The organism is Ruegeria sp. ANG-S4 (assembly GCF_000814005.1).
Taxonomy (GTDB): Bacteria; Pseudomonadota; Alphaproteobacteria; order Rhodobacterales; family Rhodobacteraceae; genus Ruegeria.
The window spans coordinates 1,264,422-1,283,242 of the sequence record NZ_JWLK01000001.1 but is presented as its reverse complement, the minus strand read 5'-3'; the positions used below and the strand labels follow the sequence as shown (position 1 = coordinate 1,283,242).

17 protein-coding genes are annotated in these 18,821 nt (G+C 56.4%); 3 read left to right on the top strand and 14 right to left on the bottom strand.

The window, feature by feature from the left end; all coding sequences use genetic code 11:
* Nucleotides 1–3: 3 nt before the first annotated feature.
* Together RA28_RS06430 and RA28_RS06425 are read right to left on the bottom strand one after the other, a co-directional pair.
* Nucleotides 4–681 (bottom strand): GntR family transcriptional regulator, encoded by a 678-nt coding sequence (locus RA28_RS06430; RefSeq protein WP_039524737.1) that lies wholly within the window; start codon nt 679–681, stop codon nt 4–6.
* A 9-nt stretch (nt 682–690) separates the two neighbouring features.
* Entirely contained in the window at nt 691–3,564 is a 2,874-nt protein-coding gene (locus RA28_RS06425) for an FAD-binding and (Fe-S)-binding domain-containing protein (protein WP_039524734.1), read from the bottom strand.
* Nucleotides 3,565–3,700: 136 nt separating this feature from the next.
* On the opposite strand from RA28_RS06425, the gene RA28_RS06420 reads away from it, so the two are divergent.
* Nucleotides 3,701–4,864, top strand: a complete 1,164-nt coding sequence (locus tag RA28_RS06420) for a pyridoxal-phosphate-dependent aminotransferase family protein (RefSeq protein WP_039526054.1) — start codon at nt 3,701–3,703, stop codon at nt 4,862–4,864.
* 78 nt (nt 4,865–4,942) lie between these two features.
* Here RA28_RS06420 and RA28_RS06415 read toward each other — a convergent pair whose 3' ends face one another.
* The 11 genes from RA28_RS06415 to RA28_RS06360 all read right to left on the bottom strand — a co-directional run bounded on the left by RA28_RS06415 (nt 4,943) and on the right by RA28_RS06360 (nt 15,962).
* On the bottom strand, nt 4,943–6,436 hold the full coding sequence (locus tag RA28_RS06415; protein ID WP_039526051.1) for a cryptochrome/photolyase family protein: 1,494 nt from the start codon (nt 6,434–6,436) through the stop codon (nt 4,943–4,945).
* A gap of 106 nt (nt 6,437–6,542) precedes the next feature.
* Entirely contained in the window at nt 6,543–7,775 is a 1,233-nt protein-coding gene (locus RA28_RS06410; RefSeq protein WP_039526049.1) for an FAD-binding domain-containing protein, read from the bottom strand.
* Nucleotides 7,772–7,903, bottom strand: coding sequence for a DUF2256 domain-containing protein (locus tag RA28_RS22470; protein ID WP_082029768.1), 132 nt, complete (start codon nt 7,901–7,903; stop codon nt 7,772–7,774). Before RA28_RS22470 ends, RA28_RS06410 begins: the two co-directional genes overlap by 4 nt.
* Before the next feature lie 2 nt (nt 7,904–7,905).
* Complete coding sequence (locus RA28_RS06405) at nt 7,906–9,435, bottom strand: FAD-binding domain-containing protein (protein ID WP_241481070.1); 1,530 nt, start codon at nt 9,433–9,435, stop codon at nt 7,906–7,908.
* A 254-nt stretch (nt 9,436–9,689) separates the two neighbouring features.
* Nucleotides 9,690–10,142: a TspO/MBR family protein gene (locus tag RA28_RS06395; protein WP_039524723.1), complete on the bottom strand. Its 453-nt coding sequence runs from the start codon at nt 10,140–10,142 to the stop codon at nt 9,690–9,692.
* Nucleotides 10,143–10,181: 39 nt separating this feature from the next.
* Complete coding sequence (locus RA28_RS06390) at nt 10,182–10,670, bottom strand: hypothetical protein (protein ID WP_039524720.1); 489 nt, start codon at nt 10,668–10,670, stop codon at nt 10,182–10,184.
* Between the two features lie 357 nt (nt 10,671–11,027).
* The gene (locus RA28_RS06380; protein WP_039524713.1) at nt 11,028–11,618 is read right to left on the bottom strand and encodes a LysE family translocator; all 591 of its coding nucleotides are present in this window, start codon (nt 11,616–11,618) and stop codon (nt 11,028–11,030) included.
* A gap of 16 nt (nt 11,619–11,634) precedes the next feature.
* On the bottom strand, nt 11,635–12,558 hold the full coding sequence (locus RA28_RS06375) for a 2-hydroxyacid dehydrogenase (protein ID WP_039524710.1): 924 nt from the start codon (nt 12,556–12,558) through the stop codon (nt 11,635–11,637).
* Entirely contained in the window at nt 12,551–13,399 is an 849-nt protein-coding gene (locus RA28_RS06370; protein WP_039524708.1) for a fumarylacetoacetate hydrolase family protein, read from the bottom strand. Before RA28_RS06370 ends, RA28_RS06375 begins: the two co-directional genes overlap by 8 nt.
* Before the next feature lie 11 nt (nt 13,400–13,410).
* Complete coding sequence (locus tag RA28_RS06365; protein WP_039524705.1) at nt 13,411–15,207, bottom strand: IlvD/Edd family dehydratase; 1,797 nt, start codon at nt 15,205–15,207, stop codon at nt 13,411–13,413.
* Nucleotides 15,204–15,962 (bottom strand): SDR family oxidoreductase, encoded by a 759-nt coding sequence (locus tag RA28_RS06360; protein WP_039524701.1) that lies wholly within the window; start codon nt 15,960–15,962, stop codon nt 15,204–15,206. Before RA28_RS06360 ends, RA28_RS06365 begins: the two co-directional genes overlap by 4 nt.
* 189 nt (nt 15,963–16,151) lie before the next feature.
* On the opposite strand from RA28_RS06360, the gene RA28_RS06355 reads away from it, so the two are divergent.
* Together RA28_RS06355 and denD are read left to right on the top strand one after the other, a co-directional pair.
* Nucleotides 16,152–17,036, top strand: coding sequence for an NAD(P)-dependent oxidoreductase (locus RA28_RS06355; RefSeq protein ID WP_039524698.1), 885 nt, complete (start codon nt 16,152–16,154; stop codon nt 17,034–17,036).
* Entirely contained in the window at nt 17,033–18,001 is a 969-nt protein-coding gene (denD, locus tag RA28_RS06350) for a D-erythronate dehydrogenase (protein WP_082029739.1), read from the top strand. The genes RA28_RS06355 and denD overlap by 4 nt, the downstream gene beginning before the upstream one ends.
* On the opposite strand, the gene RA28_RS06345 is transcribed toward denD, so the two are convergent.
* Entirely contained in the window at nt 17,998–18,648 is a 651-nt protein-coding gene (locus RA28_RS06345; protein ID WP_039524692.1) for a GntR family transcriptional regulator, read from the bottom strand. The two genes, denD and RA28_RS06345, sit on opposite strands and share 4 nt — an antisense overlap.
* Nucleotides 18,649–18,821: the final 173 nt, after the last annotated feature.

Sequence of the window (18,821 nt, the reverse complement as noted above, 5' to 3'; positions counted from 1 at the left end):
ATCCTAATTTGCAGTCTCTTCCTCGGTCTCCAACGCTTTCACAAGGGCCGCAAGTTTGTTCATCATGTGAAGCTTCATGATCTGACCCAGCCCCTCTGCGTTTTCGACCCGTAGCATTGCCATCATCGTCTCATGCTCTTCAATCGCCTGCGCCCAGCGTTCTTCCGACAGGTTGGCCATAAACCGGGCACGGCGGACCCGGGCGGCCAATAGCTTGTGATGGTTTTCAAGGATATCGTTCCGGGCCCCGCGTATCAGCGCCTGATGAATGTCCTGATTGGCCTTGAAATAAGCTTGTCGATCGCGCGCACGGTACGCTTGCAGCATTGCCTTGTGACAGGTCTCGATCCATTCAATTTCAGCGGGTTCAAGGTTGCGGCAAGCAAGCTCGCCCGCCAATTGTTCCAGTGCTGCAAGAACCGGAAACGTGTTTTCCAGTTCTTCCCGCGTAACGCTTGCAACGCGCGCGCCCCGGTTGGCCTGAAGGATAACAAAGCCTTCGGAGGCAAGCACTTTCAGTGCTTCCCTCAACGGTGTCCTTGAAACACCCAAAGAGTCGCAAAGCTGTTTCTCCGGCACCTTTTCACCGGGCTTCAGAACATCCTCGACCACAAGATCACGCAACCGCTCGACCAGTTCTTCGTGAAGCGTGGTTCGTTTGATGCTGTCAGTCAGGTTCATATCCGCTTCCTAAACATCCAAAGCCATATCCAGCAAACGCGCGACGTGGATCGCCTGTCGTTCAGTCCCTTCGCCGATCTGATGGCGGCAAGATGTGCCATCCGCAACCACAATTGCATCCGCCGGAGCGGCATCCAGCGCCGGGAACAGGTCAAGCTGCGCCATCTTGATCGAGACATCGATCGTGTCAGGCGCATATCCGAATGCACCGGCCATGCCGCAACAGCTGCTTTCGATCATGTGAACTTCTGCATCTGGAATACGCTTCAGAAGTGCAAGCATCGGTGCGACAGCGTCATGCGCCTTCTGATGACAATGCCCATGCACATAGATTGGGCGGTTCACAGGTTTTAGAGGCAAATCCGCCTGTTCGACCAGAAACTCCTCGAAAGTATGGGTGACGTCTGAAAGCGATTGCGCATCCTCTCCGGGGCAAAGCGCCAAAAACTCATCCCGGAAGGTGAGAATCGAGGACGGCTCCAGCCCAACAACGGGAACGCCCTTGGCGACCGCGTCACGCGTTGCATCGATCACGCGCTTTGCCTCGGCCCGTGCTTCGTCAACGCATCCTGTGGCCAAAAATGTGCGCCCGCAATCCAATGCCCGTCCCGAGGGGCCACGCGCCACGGCGACCCGAAGGCCAAGTGCACGGAAAACCCGAATAGCGGCACGCAGGTTTTCCGGTTCGAAATACCGGTTGAACACATCGGCGAACAGCAGCACCTGCGGGTCAGAGTCCTGCGCCTCATCATCGCGGAAAGGTGTAGAGGACCAAATGGGCAAATCCCGTTGTGACGCAATGCCAGTCGGCTTTTCGAGCAGCTTTCGAATAGGTTTGATTTTATTCCTTACATTCATGAGCCACGCGAGTTTTGCGGCTTTTGGCGCATATCGCGGCAGGTAAGCGATCAACTTGTCGGCCAGTTTCAGCCCGTCCTTCTTGCGCTTTGCCGACAGAATTTCGATCTTCATCCGCGCCATGTCGACACCTGTCGGGCATTCCCGTGCACAGGCTTTACAGGACGCGCAATATTTCATCGCCTCGATCATTGCGTCCGACGCCAATCCGCCCGGTATCTGCCCGCTGATTGCAAAGCGCAGCGTGTTCGCCCGACCGCGGGTCGCGTCGCGTTCGTTTCGGGTAGCGCGGAACGAGGGGCACATGACGCCGCCCTTCAGCTTGCGGCAGGCGCCGTTGTTGTTGCACATCTCGACCGCGCCCTGAAACCCGCCTGCAGCGCCCGGCCAAGCGGACCAGTCCAGCTCTGTTTCGAACTCTGGCACGGAATAGTCCGGGTGATAACGAAAGAAGCGCCGGTCATCCATTGCCGGTGCGTGAACGATCTTGCCCGGGTTCATCATGCCGCCCGGGTCGAAGCGTGCCTTTACCTCTTCAAACGCGGTGACAATGCGCGTGCCAAACATCTTTTTGTGGAATTCTGATCGCACGATCCCATCGCCGTGTTCGCCGGAATGAGAGCCCTTGTAGCTTTTGACCAGATCAAAGGTTTCTTCAGCAATCGCCCGCATTGTCCGGACGTCCTTGTCCTGCCTCATGTTCAGGACGGGGCGCACATGCAGGCATCCGACCGAAGCATGCGCGTACCATGTTCCTTTGGTGCCGTGCCGGGTGAAAATTTCTGTCAAACCCGCCGTATAGTCGGCAAGGTCTGGCAAAGGGACCGCACAGTCTTCAACGAAAGAGATCGGCTTGCCCGCCTCTTTCATCGACATCATCACATTCAATCCGGATTTTCGGTACTCGGCGATGGCGCTTTGCAATGCATTATCGGTCACGGACACAACGCCGCCCCATCGGTTTCCCGTTCCGGTGAACGCAAAACCCAGATCGCCCATCAATTGTGAAAGCTGCGCCAGTTTTGCTGCATTTGCCTCGGCACTGCCTTCGGCGAATTCCACGAGCAACAGCGCCTCGGGATCACCCTCGACAAAGGCCTCGATCGTATCGCGGAAGAGCGGGATCTCGCGCCCCAACGCGATCATGGTATCATCGATCAACTCGACCGCCTGCGGGTCGAGCGTCACGAGGTGCTGGGTTGCCTCCATCGCGGCACGAAAGGTCGGGAAATGACACACGCCTGTCACCTTGGTGCCCGGCAATTGCGCGAGGCTCAATTCCAGCTCGGTGAAATAGGCCAGCGTACCTTCGGACCCGACCAGCAAATGGGCCATGTTAACGTCGTTACCGGTGAGCGCATCGATGTTGTACCCGCCCACACGGCGCTGAACCTTGGGAAAACGGGCCTCAATTTCATCCGCCTCACGACGCCCAAGCGCACGCATATCGCTTACCAGATCGGCATAGCGACCCGGTGGGGCTGCGTCCTTGCTGAATCGCGCTTCGGTGCCGTCAGGCAGGATTGCCTTTATCGCACGCACGTTGTCCCGCATGATCCCATAGCGCAAGGACCTGCCGCCCGAGGAATTGTTGGCCGCCATACCGCCAAGCGTGCAACGAGAGGCCGTGGAAGGGTCGACCGGAAACCAAAGACCGTGCGGCTGTAACGCCCGGTTCAGGTCGTCCAGAACAAGACCGGGCTGAACCCGAACGATGCGATCTTCGACATTCAGGTCAAGAAGGCGGTTTAGGTGCTTGGTATTGTCCAGCACCACTCCATTGTTGACGGTCTGCCCGCATTGCGACGTGCCACCGCCACGGGGCAGTACCGGTCGCCTCTCATCCCGCGCAATGGCCATAGCGGCCTGAACATCTTCGGTGGAGTTGGGCATGACCACGGCGTCAGGCAGCATCTGATAGATCGATGCGTCGGTCGCATAGCGCGCACGCGATCCCGCATCCGTCATCACTTCGCCCCGGACGTCAGACGCCAAACGCCTGTGAAGCTGTCCATTCTCTGGCATTACCTGAGCTTTCCTTGGTCGCGACGGTCCGACATGCAGTTCAAATTCATCATTGACTGAATAATGAATTCATAATTACGTTTTGCCAATAGGCATTCGCGCCATTCTTCCGGCAACGGCAAAAGGATCAGTTCAGATGCGACAGGCAGGACGACATTTCTTACAGATTCCGGGGCCAAGTGCCGTGCCAGAACGCATTCTGAAAGCCATCAGCATGCAGACGATTGATCATCGCGGCCCGGATTTCGCGGAAGTTGGTAAAAAAGCGCTCAGCGGAATGAAGACGATTTTCAAAACCGATCAGAACGTCTTTATCTACCCTTCGTCGGGAACCGGTGCCTGGGAAGCTGCGCTGGTGAACACGGTGTCGCCGGGTGAAAAAGTTTTGATGTTCGAAACCGGGCATTTCGCCTTTATGTGGAGCAATCTGGCCAAAAAGATCGGATTGCAGCCGGAGCTGATCGAAGGCGACTGGCGCAGCGGTGCAGACCCCAATCAGATAGAAGCCCGCCTGCGCGCGGACACCAATCACGAGATAAAAGCCGTCTGCGTTGTCCACAACGAAACATCAACGGGATCAGTCTCGCCGATTGAAGAGGTTCGCCACGCCATCGACGCGGCCAATCATCCGGCGCTTCTTATGGTGGACTCGATCTCGGGCCTTGCCTCGATTGATTTCCGGTTCGATGAATGGGGTGTCGATGTCTGCGTGTCGGGATCGCAAAAAGGCCTGATGCTGCCGCCCGGACTTGGGTTCAACGCGGTCAGTGATCGGGCACTGGAACATTCGAAATCCGTGACGCTCCCGCGCAGCTACTGGGATTGGCGGGACATGGTCGAACCGAACCAGAAGGGTTTCTTTCCCTATACGCCGGGCACCAACCTTCTTTATGGTCTCAACGAGGCCATCGACATGCTGCATGAAGAAGGGCTGGAGAATGTCTTTGCCCGACATGCCCGCCACGGCGCGGCAACGCGGGCGGCGGTTCGTGCTTGGGGGCTAGAGGTTTTGTGCACACGCCAGGGTCAGGAATCCGGGGTGCTGACAGCGGTCAAAGTTCCGGAAGGGCATTCCGCCGACGCGTTTCGCGCGGTGGCGCTCGAAAACTACGATATCTCGCTCGGAAATGGCCTGTCCAAAGTCGCTGACCAGGTCTTCCGCATCGGTCATCTGGGCGACTTCAACGATCTTATGTTGATGGGAACACTGGCTGGCGTGGAAATGGGCCTGGCCAAAAGCGGTATGCCCCACAGTTCCGGCGGCACTCAAGCCGCGTTGGAGCACCTAAAGGCCGCCTGAACACCGGACACTGATTGGTGGGGCGACCAATCTGTACCGGCGTTGCCTGCATGCGAAGACCAAAATCCAGGACCGGGCTCAGAACTGCTGTTTCAGAAACGCTTCGGCAAAGTTCAAGTGCCTGATCTTCGTTTCCGGATGCATCCGAGCCGCCGTTTTGCACATCATCGACCATCTCGGATTTCGGGCAAGGTCATCCATATGCTTGAAGATGAAACGCCAATACAGACCGTCCCAAACATCCGCCCATGGCCCTTTTCCCCAATGGCTCATTTTCCGAATATAGTTTGACCCCGAAAAATACGGCTTTGTGGTGATCAGACCCCCATCCGCGTGCTGGCTCATGGCATACGCGTTTGGAACCATCACCCAATCGTAACTGTCGACAAACATCTCCATGAACCAAAGATAGACGTCGTCCGGGTCGATTTCGCAGAGAAACATGAAACCGCCCAAAACCATCAGGCGTTCGATATGGTGACAGTATCCCGTCTGCAGGACACGCCGGATGGTATCGTCAACAGGGCCAATGCCGGTCGTGCCATCATAAAACGTACTTGGCATTCTGCGAGAGTGACCCCAATGGTTTGTCGTGCGCATCGGCACGCCGAGCGCATCATACGTGGCGCGCATGAACTCTCGCCAACCGATGATCTGACGGACAAATCCTTCGACCGAGTTGAGCGGAACATCCTGTGTCCGCGCATATGCGAGCGTCATGTCGAGCACTTTTTTCGGGGTCAGCAGACCAATGTTCAACGCCGGGGTCAGCACCGCGTGCCACAGCCAGCTTTCACCTTCGACAATTGCGTCCTCAAAATCTCCGAACCTTTCGAAACGACGCTCCAGAAACTGTTGCAGCCATGCAGCCGATGCCCTGTGGGAGGTCGGATAATACAGCCGGTCCAACGTTCCGCGTGCTTCGGGAAACTCTGCCTGCACACTGTCTTTCGCGGCTAGGTCGATGGCGTCAGTTACGGGCCAGTCGATCCATGGCAGATGCCCAAGCAATGACTTGGGAACCTTCTTACGGTTGTCTTCGTCAAAGCTCCACTTGCCGCCCATCGGTTGATCGCCTGCCATCAACACGTCCAGACGCCGACGCTGGCTTTTGTAGAACTCCGCCATGAACCACCGTTTGCGACCTTTGATCCAAGCCGCGTTATCGGCTCGCGTATTCAGAAATCCGGGTGACGGGTGCACGGCCAGGGATATTCCGACTGCCTTTGCCGCAGTATTCATTCGTCTTTGCGCAATGAAATCCGCAGGATCAGCGAGGATCACACGGCCGACCCCGCTTTCCGCGAGGCGTCGAAACAGGCGAAGGGCCGCATCGCTTCGCTTGGTGTAGGATTCGATTTCGGAGTTGATGCCTTTGGCGATCAAAGCCTGATGATACCGTGTCATGCTGGCGCGATGCAGCCACAGCTTTTGCTTGTGCATCCGCGCAGGGTACTGCGCATCGCCAAAAAACAAGGGGTCTTCGAACAAAACCACCCGGTCTGTTGGACCGCGCAGTCCAGGATGATCGGTAAAAAGCTGGTTGGGCAGAAGGAGTGTCGCTGTGGTCAAGGTCGGTCTCGAGCGTTCTGTTTCGTGGTTACCTATTCCGCCGGCTTCCTTTGGCAAACGACGACCGCCCACCCGTTTTTCATTCGACGCTTCGACGATTGAAGGCTCAGCGCGTCAGTTTCAGGCTGTCCAGTATCGCGGGTATCTTCTTTTTCAACGCGAAAAAGCCCGCCCTGGCATGGGGCCAAGTGATACTGTCATAGTCGCGCCGCACCCGGAGCAAGGTTACACCCGCCTTTGCCAATGCTGGCGCGGCCTTGTCCAACCGGGCCCGAACCGGCCCGACGGGTGGATAAGCCGTCGCGACAGTTCGCACACCGTACTGTCGGGTCGCTGCAAGGATTGGCACACTCCAGTCTTCGGCGTGTTGAGGCCCAGCGTCATAGTTTTCCAGAGCACCTTGCATTGCCTCTTGGGCGAAAACTTTGGCCAATTCGCCGATTGGCTGCACAGATCGCCCTTCCGTCGCCAAAAGCCCCAGAGCACCCTCGGGAGGCGCGGGCATCAAATCCGCACCGCGCAGGTCTTCTTCCGTCAACAAAAGAAGATAAGGCCCGGAAGGTGGCGGATCGCAGGGGGCGATTGGTTGTCGGGAGTGATCGACCGCTTCAGACAAAGGCTCAGCCACGCGGGCCAGGCCGGAAGGACGAAAGCGTCCATCGGTGTACTTTTCGATGTTATCTGCCCGCGCAAGGTAGGTTTTCCCTTTCGTATGAAGCCCCGCAACCCAACGCCAGCCGAGTGTGTTTGACGCCGGATCACCGTCGAGCAAATGCCTGAGGAAAAAATCGGCGCCCAGTTCCCAAGGCAGGCGCAACGTAAAAATCCAGATTGAGGCCATCCACATACGTGCGTGATTGTGCAGGTATCCCGTCTGAGATAACTCTGCCGCCCAATGATCGAAACAGTCTATGCCGGTCGACCCGGCAACGGCCGCGCGATAGGTCAGTCTTAGCTTTGGGTCTTTCTCTAACGCCTCAAAGCGTTTGATAAGGTCGGATTGGTAATGGGTCCAGACACTGGGGCGCTGCTCTAGCAAGCCCTTGAAATAGGTGCGCCAGAAAACCTCCTGCACGAACTTCTCTGCACGCCTGGGGCTATGGGATGCCAGCACACGCGCCAGAACGTCTTGCTCGGTTATCAGCCGATGCCGGACCCACGGCGACAGGGCTGAAACGTTACCGCGTTGTTCGGAACCAAAGTCATAGTTCCGCGTGCTTCCATAATGGCGCCCGGCACGGGCTACAAAACGCTCAAGCCGTTTTAATCCTGCATCGCGGGTTGGGATAAATTCAACCCGCTCAGAGGACAAGGTCAGCCCCGGCAGCGTGTCGATCATGACGCACGCCGGCAACGGTCCGAACAATACCGCACCTCGCTCCAAACCTTTGACCATTTCTTGCGCCACGAAAATGGTCGACCGCACGTCGCGCAGATTTTTTTAGGCAAGTCGGATTTCTTTCGCATCTTCATCCATTGTCTCCAAAGGGAAGATCAAGTTGCGCCGCAGTGGTTTTCCTTGAACTCTGCCGGCGCTTGGGGCGGCTGGATTTGCGGCTGGCGTGTCTGGCCACGATCGCATCCGCTTCAGGTCGAAACTCTGGACTTCGCCGCACGGCCCAGACACGCTCACGCGCGACCTTGGCCGCAGCCAGATGATCGAACATGCGTGCGGGATAGCGCCGCCCGATCACACCATCGGCCATCTCTGATTTCCATGGCTCATGGATGTACTGATCGGAAATGTCTGCAAGTTCCGGCAGCCATGTTCGAATGAAGGCCCCGCTCGGGTCCTGATCATATCCTTGTTTGACTGGGTTATAGATGCGGACAGTGTTGATGCCGGTCGTGCCTGATTGCATTTGTACCTGACTCCAATGGATACCAGGTTCGTAATCGGTGAACATACGGGCCAGATGCAGCCCAGGTGCGCGCCAATCCAGCCACAGATGATAGCTTGCCGTTGCCATCACCATCGCCCGCATCCTGAAGTTAAGCCATCCCGTCGCACGCAAAGACCGCATGCATGCATCCAGAAACGGGTAACCCGTTTCACCCGCCTTCCAGCCATCCAGCACCGCTGCTGATGGAGATTCGGGCCGAAGACCATCATAGAGCGAGTGCATGTTTTCGAGTTCGATCCGCGGGTCGCCTTCAAGCTTTTGGATAAAGTGGCAGTGCCAGTGCAACCGCCCCGAAAAGGACCGTAGGGACTTGCGCCAATTTACGGCCTTGGGCGGAAGGCTGCGGTTTCGCGCGGCGCAGGCTTGTGCAACCTCACGCATCGAAACGGCCCCCCATGCGAGGTAGGGCGAAAGCCGCGAGCACGCCTCTGCCCCCTGTAACGGGCTGGACATTGCGCGTTGATAGAACTCTCCCCTTTGGCTCAGAAAACTGTTCAGCCGTTCCAATGCGGCACGCCGCCCCCCGGTCTGACGCTGCGGGCAAGGATCATTGACGAGGCCCAGATCAAGCGCCGTCGGTATTCCACACGGCTCAAGGTTGACCGGCGACAGTGTCGGAGGACCTGCAATGGGCTGGTCCATGAACCGGTCCCAGCGCGCTGCCCAACCGTCGCGGGACCCCTGCTTTCGCCAAACGCCGTGATTTTGAACCTCGGTCCAGCGCACCCCCTGCTCGCGACACCATGCAGCGACTTGCCGGTCGCGCTGGTATGTCCAATCGTTGCCGGTCTCTTCATGGGACCAAAGCGCGTGCAATAGGTTAACCTGCTTCAGTTGGGTGAGGACATCAACAATTGGGCCGACACGCACGATCAGCGGTTGACCGAGCCGACCGAGATCCTCGCTCAACTCAGCAAGTGTTTCCGAGATAAATCCCCAGTGTCTGGCTGATGCGTCCGGTTGTCGCCAGAGTTCCGGCTCGACGATGTAAAGCGGCAGCGTCGGTCCCATCTGCGCCGCACGGACAAGCGCCTGATGGTCTTTAACCCGTAAGTCGCGTTTGAACCATACGACCTGCAATACCGTTGCCCTCACGCTTCGCCCGATTGATTGAAAAAACCTAGGTCGCACCACAATCACGTCCAGCTAACGCGCACCATGAAGGGATTAAGTTTCCGGTTTCAATGCCCTGCAGATGATAGGTTTTTGGATCAATGTATCTGGTTCGTTGCACAAACGGGATCAGGCATTCTGTTTGTTTGTTCAAGTCAAGGTCGCCTGATATCAGCGTTGGCAGAGATGCCTTATCCGAAGCGATCATCAGGAAACGGGGTCGCGCTTTGCCTAGATCAGTTAAGCGCCGCGATGGACAAATTCAGTGCAGATGCAAAGGCGACCCATGCCAGATAGGGCAGGAATATCAGCACGGATGTTTGATCCGATCCGCGTACTTGCCGAATGAAGGCCGCGATGACACCCAATAGGCACAGGATGATAAACAATGCGATCCAAGGCATTTGCAGCACAAAGAAGACCGGCGACCACAGGAAATTCAATCCAAGCTGTGCCCACCACAGCTTCATCGCAACAGATCTTTTGCCCGCCTCGAATTGACGCCAGCCAGCTATTGCAATCAGCACGTATAACACAGTCCAAACCGGGCCAAAGATCCAGTTTGGCGGGTTGAACACTGGTTTGGCCAAGTTCGCGTACCACTCACCCGGCGCGGTCAACGTCCCGATCAGAATGCCGCCGCCGATAACAAGTGCTAAAAAGCCGATACGTGTCAGCACCTTGGTCATTTCAGTGCAGCATCCTTGTGAGTCCTCTCGAAGCTGACGTCAGCACTCGGGGATCGTCAAGCTTGTTCGTGCGTCAGATGAAAAAACTGCTGAGCTGCTTTGCCCATCTTTCGCGTAAGTCAGCGTCGCGCCAGCGATCTCGGACCCGGTGACAGTGATCTCGCGCTGGCCGATTGTGTCATCGACGTCGATGGTGAAAGCAAGGCTATCGCCTGCCTTGAGCGACGCAATCTCAAGCTCCACCGCAGTTTGCCCATCTTCAACACTGGGCAGAACCAGCAATGCGTCCACACCATCGGTAAATTCGAGCGGCTGGAAGACCTCCACTCCGGCACCTGCTTCTGAAACATCGAAAATCAGCCGGCCAGAGGACGGCGCAAGGTCAATTCTTAATGTCGAGGCTTCAACGTCACACGCACCCACGTTTTCGATAATGAACCGATCTTTCGGTGCCCCTTCGACAAAGCGTGCTTGAATCCCGGCGTGAAGCGGACCGGCACAGAAAAGACCGATGGTTGACGCGATCATGTATGGGCGGAGCATGGCGACCTCTGATTGTTGCATACATCCTCATTACGTTTGGACCGGGCTTTGGATTAGTTTTGCGGTTTTTCACGTTGGCACTGAAGGTGATGATGGTCCAACTTGGACAGTTCGCAACCCGGTCAATAGAAGTTCCGCCCGGGCCCGCGCCAATCTCGTGCCGCTGAAAAAGTGCCGCACACGATTGCCACTCTTTACGCCGCAGCACCCGAGTTGAAGCGGCGCGGTTCCGCAATTTTCCGCGCCCCGCTGCACTCAGGCCATGAATAGTCGCACGTTACATTGACCGGGCGATAACGGCGTTTTTGCGAACAGGAGCTTATGCCTGTTCACAAGCGTCGTTCACAATACAGACGCCAATGCAATCAACGCGACAACCAGCAGCGAAAACGCCATCGCAGCGTTGATCGTTCGATGTGATCTTTCGCTGAGATTGAGGCTGCCCAGTTTCGCGCCAGCGCTCAACCAGATCATGTGAACGGGTAGCCAAATCAGATTGAAGACGATGATTTTCAAAACGACCTCCCACACGGGCGCTTCGGGCAAGAAGGCAAATCCGGAAAACAAAGCGGTTCCAACGACATACGCCTTGGGGTTAATGAATTGCAGCGTCAGTCCGTTCCTAAACCCGAGCGGCGATGCCGCCGGCGAAAAGCCGACTCGGGAACCTGCGCTGGCGATACGCCAGGCGAGAAACATCAGGTATGCGACCGAAGCAAAAAGAAGAATGGTCCTCAACACCGGAATCGCCAAAGCCAAGGCAGCCACGCCCGAGACCACCAACATCATGTTGATGAACCCGCCCAACATCAAACCGGCGACAAAGCCCAGCCCGGCCCGGAAGCCAAAAGCCGACCCAATTCCTGCGGTTGTCAGCACGCCCGGCCCGGGCGTGATCAACAGAAAGAAAACCGCTACGGCATATTCAAACACGGGTCAGATTGGCCACTTACAAATGGCCGCATTCCGGCACGGCTGTGATCACCGAACCAGCCTCGAGATGCTGCAGCAGATTGTCGACCGCCAGATCGCCCATAGCTGCACGCGTCTCAATCGTGGCGCTTCCGGCGTGCGGCAGGAGAACAACGTTTGATAGGTCGCGTAATTCCTTTGGAACGATCGGTTCATTCTCGAAAACATCCAACCCGGCCCATCCCAGATCGCCATTTCGCAGCGCGTCGATCAGCGCATTTTCGTCGACAACGGACCCGCGACTGACATTGATCAGCGTTCCGGTTGCCCCCAATGCCTGCAGCACCTCAGCGTTCACCAGCTTGTTGGTCGACGGCCCGCCGGGAGTGATGCATATCAGAACATCCACGTGTTTCGCCATCTCAACCAGGTTGTCGAAGTAACGGTATGGGACGTCCTTCTGATTGCGGGTGTGGTACGAGATTTCCGGGGACCAGGGCTGCAGCTTTTCAGCGATGGCCTGACCAATGCGGCCAAGGCCAAGAATGCCGATTTTCTGATTGTCGGCTGATCGGGTCAACGGCGCGTTGCCTTCAACCTCCCACCGACCGGACCGAACGTGATCATCGTCGCGCACAAGTTGCCGATAGCATGACAGCATCAAAAGAACGGCTGTTGTCGCGACCTCTTTGTTCAAGACGTTCGGCGTATGGGTCACAACAATCCCGCGCTCGGCGGCAGCATTTGCATCAACCGCGTCATAGCCGACACCATAGACGCTGATCATCCTGAGATTACGCAGGGATGCCATCAAATCAAGCGGAATGCCGTCATGACCATTGGTGATAACATGCGTGATTTTCTCTGGATCAAAGTTGTCCTGCTTGTGAATGTCGAAAGCCGGCAAAAGGCGTTTGTGCATCCGCTCGGTAATCCCGCCGATTTGCAGCAAGTCAGTCATCTTGGCCAACCCTTTGGCGCTGTACCCCCAATCCGTCGATGCGAAGCTCCATCACGTCGCCTTTTTTCAGGTAAACCGGGTCTGGTTTGATCCCCATCCCGACACCGGGCGGCGTTCCCGTTGAAATCACATCGCCTGGGTGAAGGGTGAAAAGATGGCTCAGATGCTCGATTATCTCGGCCACAGAGAAGATCATGGTCGCAGTGTTTCCGGTCTGCATGCGTTGGCCATTTACATCCAGGGACATGCCGAGGTTCTGCGGATCGGCAATTTCATCTCGGGTCACCAGCCATGGTCCGGTCGGCCCGAACGTATCGCAGGATTTGCCCTTGGTCCATTGACCGGTCAACTTTGTCTGAAAGTACCTTTCGGACACGTCGTTTACGATGCAATAGCCCGCAACATGGTCCAGCGCGTCTGACTTGGATACGTATTTGGCCGTTTTCCCAATCACGACGCCCAACTCGCATTCCCAATCCGTTTGTGTGGACCCACGCGGCATGACCACATCGTCATAAGCCCCCACGATGGCTGAGTTCGCCTTGAAAAAAAGTATGGGGTGCTTGGGTATGTCGGCGCCCGTTTCTGCCGCGTGGTCCGAATAGTTCAGCCCGATACAAAGGAACTTGCCGATGTTGCCGACGCACGGCGCGATCCGCGGCTCACCTTCAACAATGGGCAGATCCTCAACGTTGAGCGCGCGCAACATATCAAGGGTCTGATCGTCCAGCGCATCGCCTGCGATATCGGTGACATGGGCGGACAAATCGCGCAGCAGACCTGCCGCGTCGACCAAAGCAGGTTTTTCCGATCCCTCGGCTCCGTAACGAATGAGTTTCATTTGAGTTCCTTTTAGTGGTTGTCGCGTGGCAGGAATTTACGCGCGATGTCTTTGTAATTTTCTGCGCCCTTCAGCGTCATACCGCGATCCAGCCGATCCACTTTTTCGCGGAAAATTTCCTGCCATGGGGATTGGTTGGGCGGCATCGAATACCCGCCGTTTGCCTCAAGTTCGCGGGCACGTTCGTGCAGCACTTCGATTGACACCAGCATATCGGCAGTCCCTTTTCCAAGATCGATACGCAGGCGGTCGCCATTTCGCACCAATGCCAGTCCCCCTCCTTCGGCAGCCTCGGGGGACGCGTTGAGGATAGACGGGCTGCCCGACGTTCCCGATTGCCGCCCATCCCCAATACAGGGCAGCGCTTCTACGCCTTGCTTCAATAGGTAAGAGGGTGGCCTCATATTCACCACTTCTGCGGCGCCGGGGTATCCTTTTGGCCCTGCCCCGCGCATGATCAGAATACAGTTGGCGTCAATGTTTTCCGCTGGATCATCAATGCGATGGTGGAAATCCTCCGGGCCATCAAACACGACCGCCCTGCCCTCAAATGCATCCGGGTCTTCCGGGTTCGACAGATAGGCGTCCCGAAACGCCGGCGAGATCACGGACGTCTTCATAATCGCGCTTTCGAACAGGTTGCCAGAGAGATTGATGAAACCAGCTTGCTGTTTGACGGGGTTGACGACCGGCTTGATGACGTCGCCATTCAACGAGCGGTGGGGTGTACAGTTTTGCCCCATAGATTTGCCATTGACCGTCAATGCGTCGGGATTTGGCAGCAATCCCCCTTCAATGAGTTCGCCGACAACCGCTGGCACGCCTCCGGCGCGCTGGTAGTCTTCGCCAAGATACTTGCCGGCTGGCTGCATGTTGACCAGAAGCGGAATGTCGTGGCCGTAGCTTTGCCAGTCATCATTGTTCAGTGGAACGCCCAGATGCCGGGCGATCCCATTCAGGTGTATCGGAGCATTCGTTGACCCGCCAATCGCCGAGTTTATGACAATCGCGTTTTCAAACGCCTGCCGGGTCATGACATCGCTTGGGCGCAGGTCCTCCCAAACCATCTCGACGATGCGTTTTCCGGTCTCATAGCTGATTTGACCGCGTTCTCGGTAAGGTGCCGGAATAGCTGCCGAGCCGGGCAGTTGCATGCCCAGCGCCTCGGCAAGCGAGTTCATGGTCGTTGCTGTCCCCATCGTGTTGCAATATCCAACCGAGGGTGCTGATGCCGCAGCGATTTCCATGAATTCATCTGTGTCTATGTCTCCGGCAGCAAGGTCTTCACGGGCCTTCCAGATCACTGTCCCAGATCCGGCGCGCTCCCCTTTCCACCATCCGTTCAGCATGGGGCCAACCGACAGTGCAATTGCCGGGATGTTCACAGTTGCAGCCGCCATCAAAAGTGCCGGTGTGGTCTTGTCACAGCCGATGTTCAGAACAACCCCGTCAAGCGGGTAGCCGAACAGGCTTTCAACCAAAGAAAGGTAAGCCAAGTTGCGGTCCAGCGAGGCCGTCGGTCGCTTGCCTGTCTCCTGAATTGGGTGAACTGGGATCTCGATACACGTCCCACCCGCCGCAATTATTCCGTCGCGAACGCGTTTTGACAATTCGATATGGTGCCGATTGCAGGGGCTAAGGTCGCTGCCGGTCTGAGCAATTCCGATTATTGGCTTGCCCGACTGCAATTCCGATCGGGTCAGGCCGTAGTTGAGATACCGCTCCAGATACAGCGCGGTCATCTCAAGATTTTCGGAATTCATGAACCACTTGCGCGACCGCAGATCATCTTTTGAAATTTTCGTCATTGGCCTGACCAACCCCCATCAATTACATGCGTGTGTCCGGTGGTGAAGGCGCTCTCATCGCTCGCCAGATAGACGACCAATGCAGCGATCTCTTCAGCTTTGGCGACGCGCCCCATCGGCTGCCGCGCCACAAATTGCGCAAGGGCCTCCTCTCGGCTGCCCAGTTTCTCACCCAAGGCATCGACGCGGTCCCGCCAGCTGGGGCTATCGACCGTTCCCGGGCATATGCAGTTGCACCGAACACCTTGTGTTATGAAGTCCACGGCGACCGACTTTGTCAGCCCGACAACCGCGGCTTTTGTCGTGCCGTAAATGAACCGGTTTGGCGCGCCGATTATGGAACTCAAGGCGGATGACATGTTGATGATCGAACCGCCGCCACGTTCCAGCATACCGGGCAAAACAGCTTTGATCGTGCGCATCATGGACCGCACGTTGAGCGCAATCGCGAAATCCCATTCGTCGTCCGTCGCATCCAGAATTGTGCCGTGATGCACGTAACCGGCGCAGTTGAACAGAACGTCTGGTTTTGCTCGCGCGACCCCCTGCTGAACGCTGGCATCGTCCGTCACGTCCATCTCGAAAATTTCCAGATTTTCGAGATTCTCTGAGCGAATCGAAGATAGGTTTTCAGTATTGATATCCGTCGCGAAGACCTTTGCGCCCTCTCGCGCCATCGCGATTGCACTGGCCAACCCTATCCCCTGCGCAGCGGCTGTGGCCAAGACACGCTTCCCCTTAAGTCTTTCTGACATATAAATATTTCAACCTTCCAAGTGGCAATCGAACCGGTGGTTTTCGGTCCACGGGCCAACCGAAACGCAAAGAAACTTGGGTAACTTCACGACGACTTGTGGCATCTGGGCCCACAGCCGTTAGCGTATGACAGAGACTTTCGTTTGGCCATAACCAAGCGTCGCGGAATTTAAGAAGGACAAGGAAAAATGAGTAAGCTGAGCACTGTGGCCCTGTTGGGAACCGGTCTGATGGGCGCGCCGATGGCCAGAAATCTGATGAAGGCCGGCTTTCCACTAACCGTTTGGAACCGCAGCCCGGAAAAGGCCAGACCCTTGACGGAAGACGGCGCAACCCTGGCCGACACGGCAGCGCTTGCGGTTGCGAATGCAGAGGTGATCGTGACCATGCTGTCGGATGGTCACGCCACCGGCGCATTGCTTGCCGACCCATCTTTCCGGGAACACCTGAAACCCGGGATGATCTGGATAGATATGTCCAGCGCCAAGCCCGAACACGCCAGAGAGCAATCGGAACAACTGGCATCCATCGGAGTGCTGCATTTGGACGCCCCGGTGTCCGGTGGCACAAAAGGGGCCGAGGCTGCGACACTGGCGATTATGGTCGGCGGTGACTTGGACGTCTTGGAACGTGTCAGGCCTGTTTTGTCAGCCATGGGGCGACCTGTGCATGTGGGCCCAAGCGGCGCGGGGCAACTGTGCAAACTGGCTAATCAATCCATTGTCGCAGTGACAATCTCAGCAGTCGCAGAAGCCACGCTGTTAGCGCAGCAAGGCGGCGCGGATCCGGCGGCTTTGCGGGCTGCTTTGAAGGGTGGCTTTGCGGACAGCGTCATTCTGCAACAGCACGGCGAGCGCATGTCCGAGGGCAATTTCGTGCCTGGAGGGTTATCCAAGTTCCAATTGAAGGACTTGGACAACACGTTGGAAGCGGCCCGAGGGCTTGGCATCGAATTGCCGAGCACGCAATCCGTGCGTGATCGGTTCGAATATCTGATAAATGAAATGGGCGGCGCGGAATTGGATCATTCAGCTCTCTACCAGGAACTCAGAAAACGGAACGGCATGTCGTGAAACGGATTCTTGTTATTGGCGGCGGAGGAATGCTTGGCCAAAAACTGGCGCATCGCATTGCAAAAAAAGAACTCTTTGGGCCAGAGGTCGAAGTTTCGTTGTTCGATCTTTCGTTTCCAGCACACGGCGCGGCTGGTTCCGAAATAACGGGCAATATTGCCGCGCCGGGTGTTGCAAAGTCTCTTGCCGCGCAGCGCCCCGATATCATCTTTCATCTCGCAGCTATCGTTTCGGGCCATGCCGAGACCGATTTCGCGTTGGGTTGGGACGTAAACCTTTTTGCGACATGGGCGCTGTTGAATGCATTGAAGGATGAACACGAAGCATCCGAAGGCACGTATCAACCGAGGCTGGTTTTTGCCTCGTCCATCGCCGTTTTCGGCGCACCGTTCCCCAATCAGATTGACGACGCGTTTCTGTCGGCGCCGTTGACCAGTTACGGGGCACAAAAGGCCGCTTCGGAATTGATGATAACCGACTTCAGCAGAAAGGGTTTCATCGACGGAATCTCGCTGCGCCTGCCGACCTTGTGTGTTCGGCCCGGCAAAGCCAATGCGGCAGCGTCCTCCTTCTTTTCTGGCATAATCCGAGAGCCCCTGAACGGTGTCGAGGCACTCCTGCCGGTGGCAGAAACGGTGCGCCATTGGCACGCCAGCCCACGCGCGGCGGCGACGTTTTTGACCCATGCGGCCACATTGGACACTCAGTTGTTGAATGGTCGGACTGCATTGAATATGCCGGGCGTCAGTTGCACAGTCGCGGAACAGATCGAGGCGCTGCGAAATGCGGCCGGGTCCGAGGTTGTCGGACTGATCAAACGCGACCCAGACCCGGCCATAGCCAGTATCGTCAAGAACTGGCCGCGTGACTTTCGCACCGATCGAGCAATCGAACTGGGATTTGAAGCAGAAAGCAGTTTCGACGAAATCATCCGTGTATATCTTGAGGACGATTTTCAGCGTTAATCGCCCATCGTTTTTCCGGTCAGATGGCGCTTTAGGTGATCATGGATTTTGGTCTTGGTTAACTGCTCATCCCCGGACAAGGCCGCATCAAGAATATCGGCATGGTGCCTGATATTTGCAGAGATGAATTCAAACTTTCGATCGGCAACCATCAATTGCTGTCTGAACTGAGAATAAATTCGCCCGTGCATCTGCTTCAGGGTCTCGGACCCACAAGCAGAAATCAGGGTCTGGTGAAATTCCTTTTCCGAGGCAAACCAGATCTCTACCAGCCCGCCCGGATCGTCCGCGGCATGTATGCGCTTTTCGATATGGCTTAGTTTGTGATGGGCAGCGGTCAGTCTGGCCTCCCAATCCACCCCGCCGTTGCGGATCGACATCGCCGTGCCTTCGCCCTCGAGCAGAACACGCAAATGCGTGAGCTCTATGAGCTTTTCCGGCGAACGTTTCGGGACACGAAACCCTTTTTGTTCCTGAAAATCCACGAGGCCAACCGCGGCCAGACGAAAGAGAACTTCGCGCACCGTGCTGGCGGAACAGCCATATTTCTTTCGCAACTCTTCGGCACGCACCTTTGCCCCATGTTCGAATCCATTTGAGATCAGACGCTTCTTAAGATCTTGATAAATATCCACTTCTTCGTTCATTTTGGTGTGCGCTCGCGAAGTTTGACTGACAAATGTCCTAGTTGCATTTTCAATTTATTGCAAGAATCTCGAAATTTTCAAAAATTTCACATTTTTCTTGTTGCATTCGATTCTTCGGCTTAACGTCAAGCAGCGTAACGGCAAGGGAGGCGGTAAGTTCTCTTACCCCGCGC

Coding starts and splice junctions, on each gene's coding strand:
- RA28_RS06430 (WP_039524737.1), bottom strand. CDS start 681: ATGAACCTGACTGACAGCATCAAACGAACCACGCTTCACGAAGAACTG.
- RA28_RS06425 (WP_039524734.1), bottom strand. CDS start 3,564: ATGCCAGAGAATGGACAGCTTCACAGGCGTTTGGCGTCTGACGTCCGG.
- RA28_RS06420 (WP_039526054.1), top strand. CDS start 3,701: ATGCGACAGGCAGGACGACATTTCTTACAGATTCCGGGGCCAAGTGCC.
- RA28_RS06410 (WP_039526049.1), bottom strand. CDS start 7,775: ATGATCGACACGCTGCCGGGGCTGACCTTGTCCTCTGAGCGGGTTGAA.
- RA28_RS22470 (WP_082029768.1), bottom strand. CDS start 7,903: ATGCGAAAGAAATCCGACTTGCCTAAAAAAATCTGCGCGACGTGCGGT.
- RA28_RS06395 (WP_039524723.1), bottom strand. CDS start 10,142: ATGACCAAGGTGCTGACACGTATCGGCTTTTTAGCACTTGTTATCGGC.
- RA28_RS06390 (WP_039524720.1), bottom strand. CDS start 10,670: ATGATCGCGTCAACCATCGGTCTTTTCTGTGCCGGTCCGCTTCACGCC.
- RA28_RS06375 (WP_039524710.1), bottom strand. CDS start 12,558: ATGACTGACTTGCTGCAAATCGGCGGGATTACCGAGCGGATGCACAAA.
- RA28_RS06370 (WP_039524708.1), bottom strand. CDS start 13,399: ATGAAACTCATTCGTTACGGAGCCGAGGGATCGGAAAAACCTGCTTTG.
- RA28_RS06365 (WP_039524705.1), bottom strand. CDS start 15,207: ATGACGAAAATTTCAAAAGATGATCTGCGGTCGCGCAAGTGGTTCATG.
- RA28_RS06360 (WP_039524701.1), bottom strand. CDS start 15,962: ATGTCAGAAAGACTTAAGGGGAAGCGTGTCTTGGCCACAGCCGCTGCG.
- RA28_RS06355 (WP_039524698.1), top strand. CDS start 16,152: ATGAGTAAGCTGAGCACTGTGGCCCTGTTGGGAACCGGTCTGATGGGC.
- RA28_RS06345 (WP_039524692.1), bottom strand. CDS start 18,648: ATGAACGAAGAAGTGGATATTTATCAAGATCTTAAGAAGCGTCTGATC.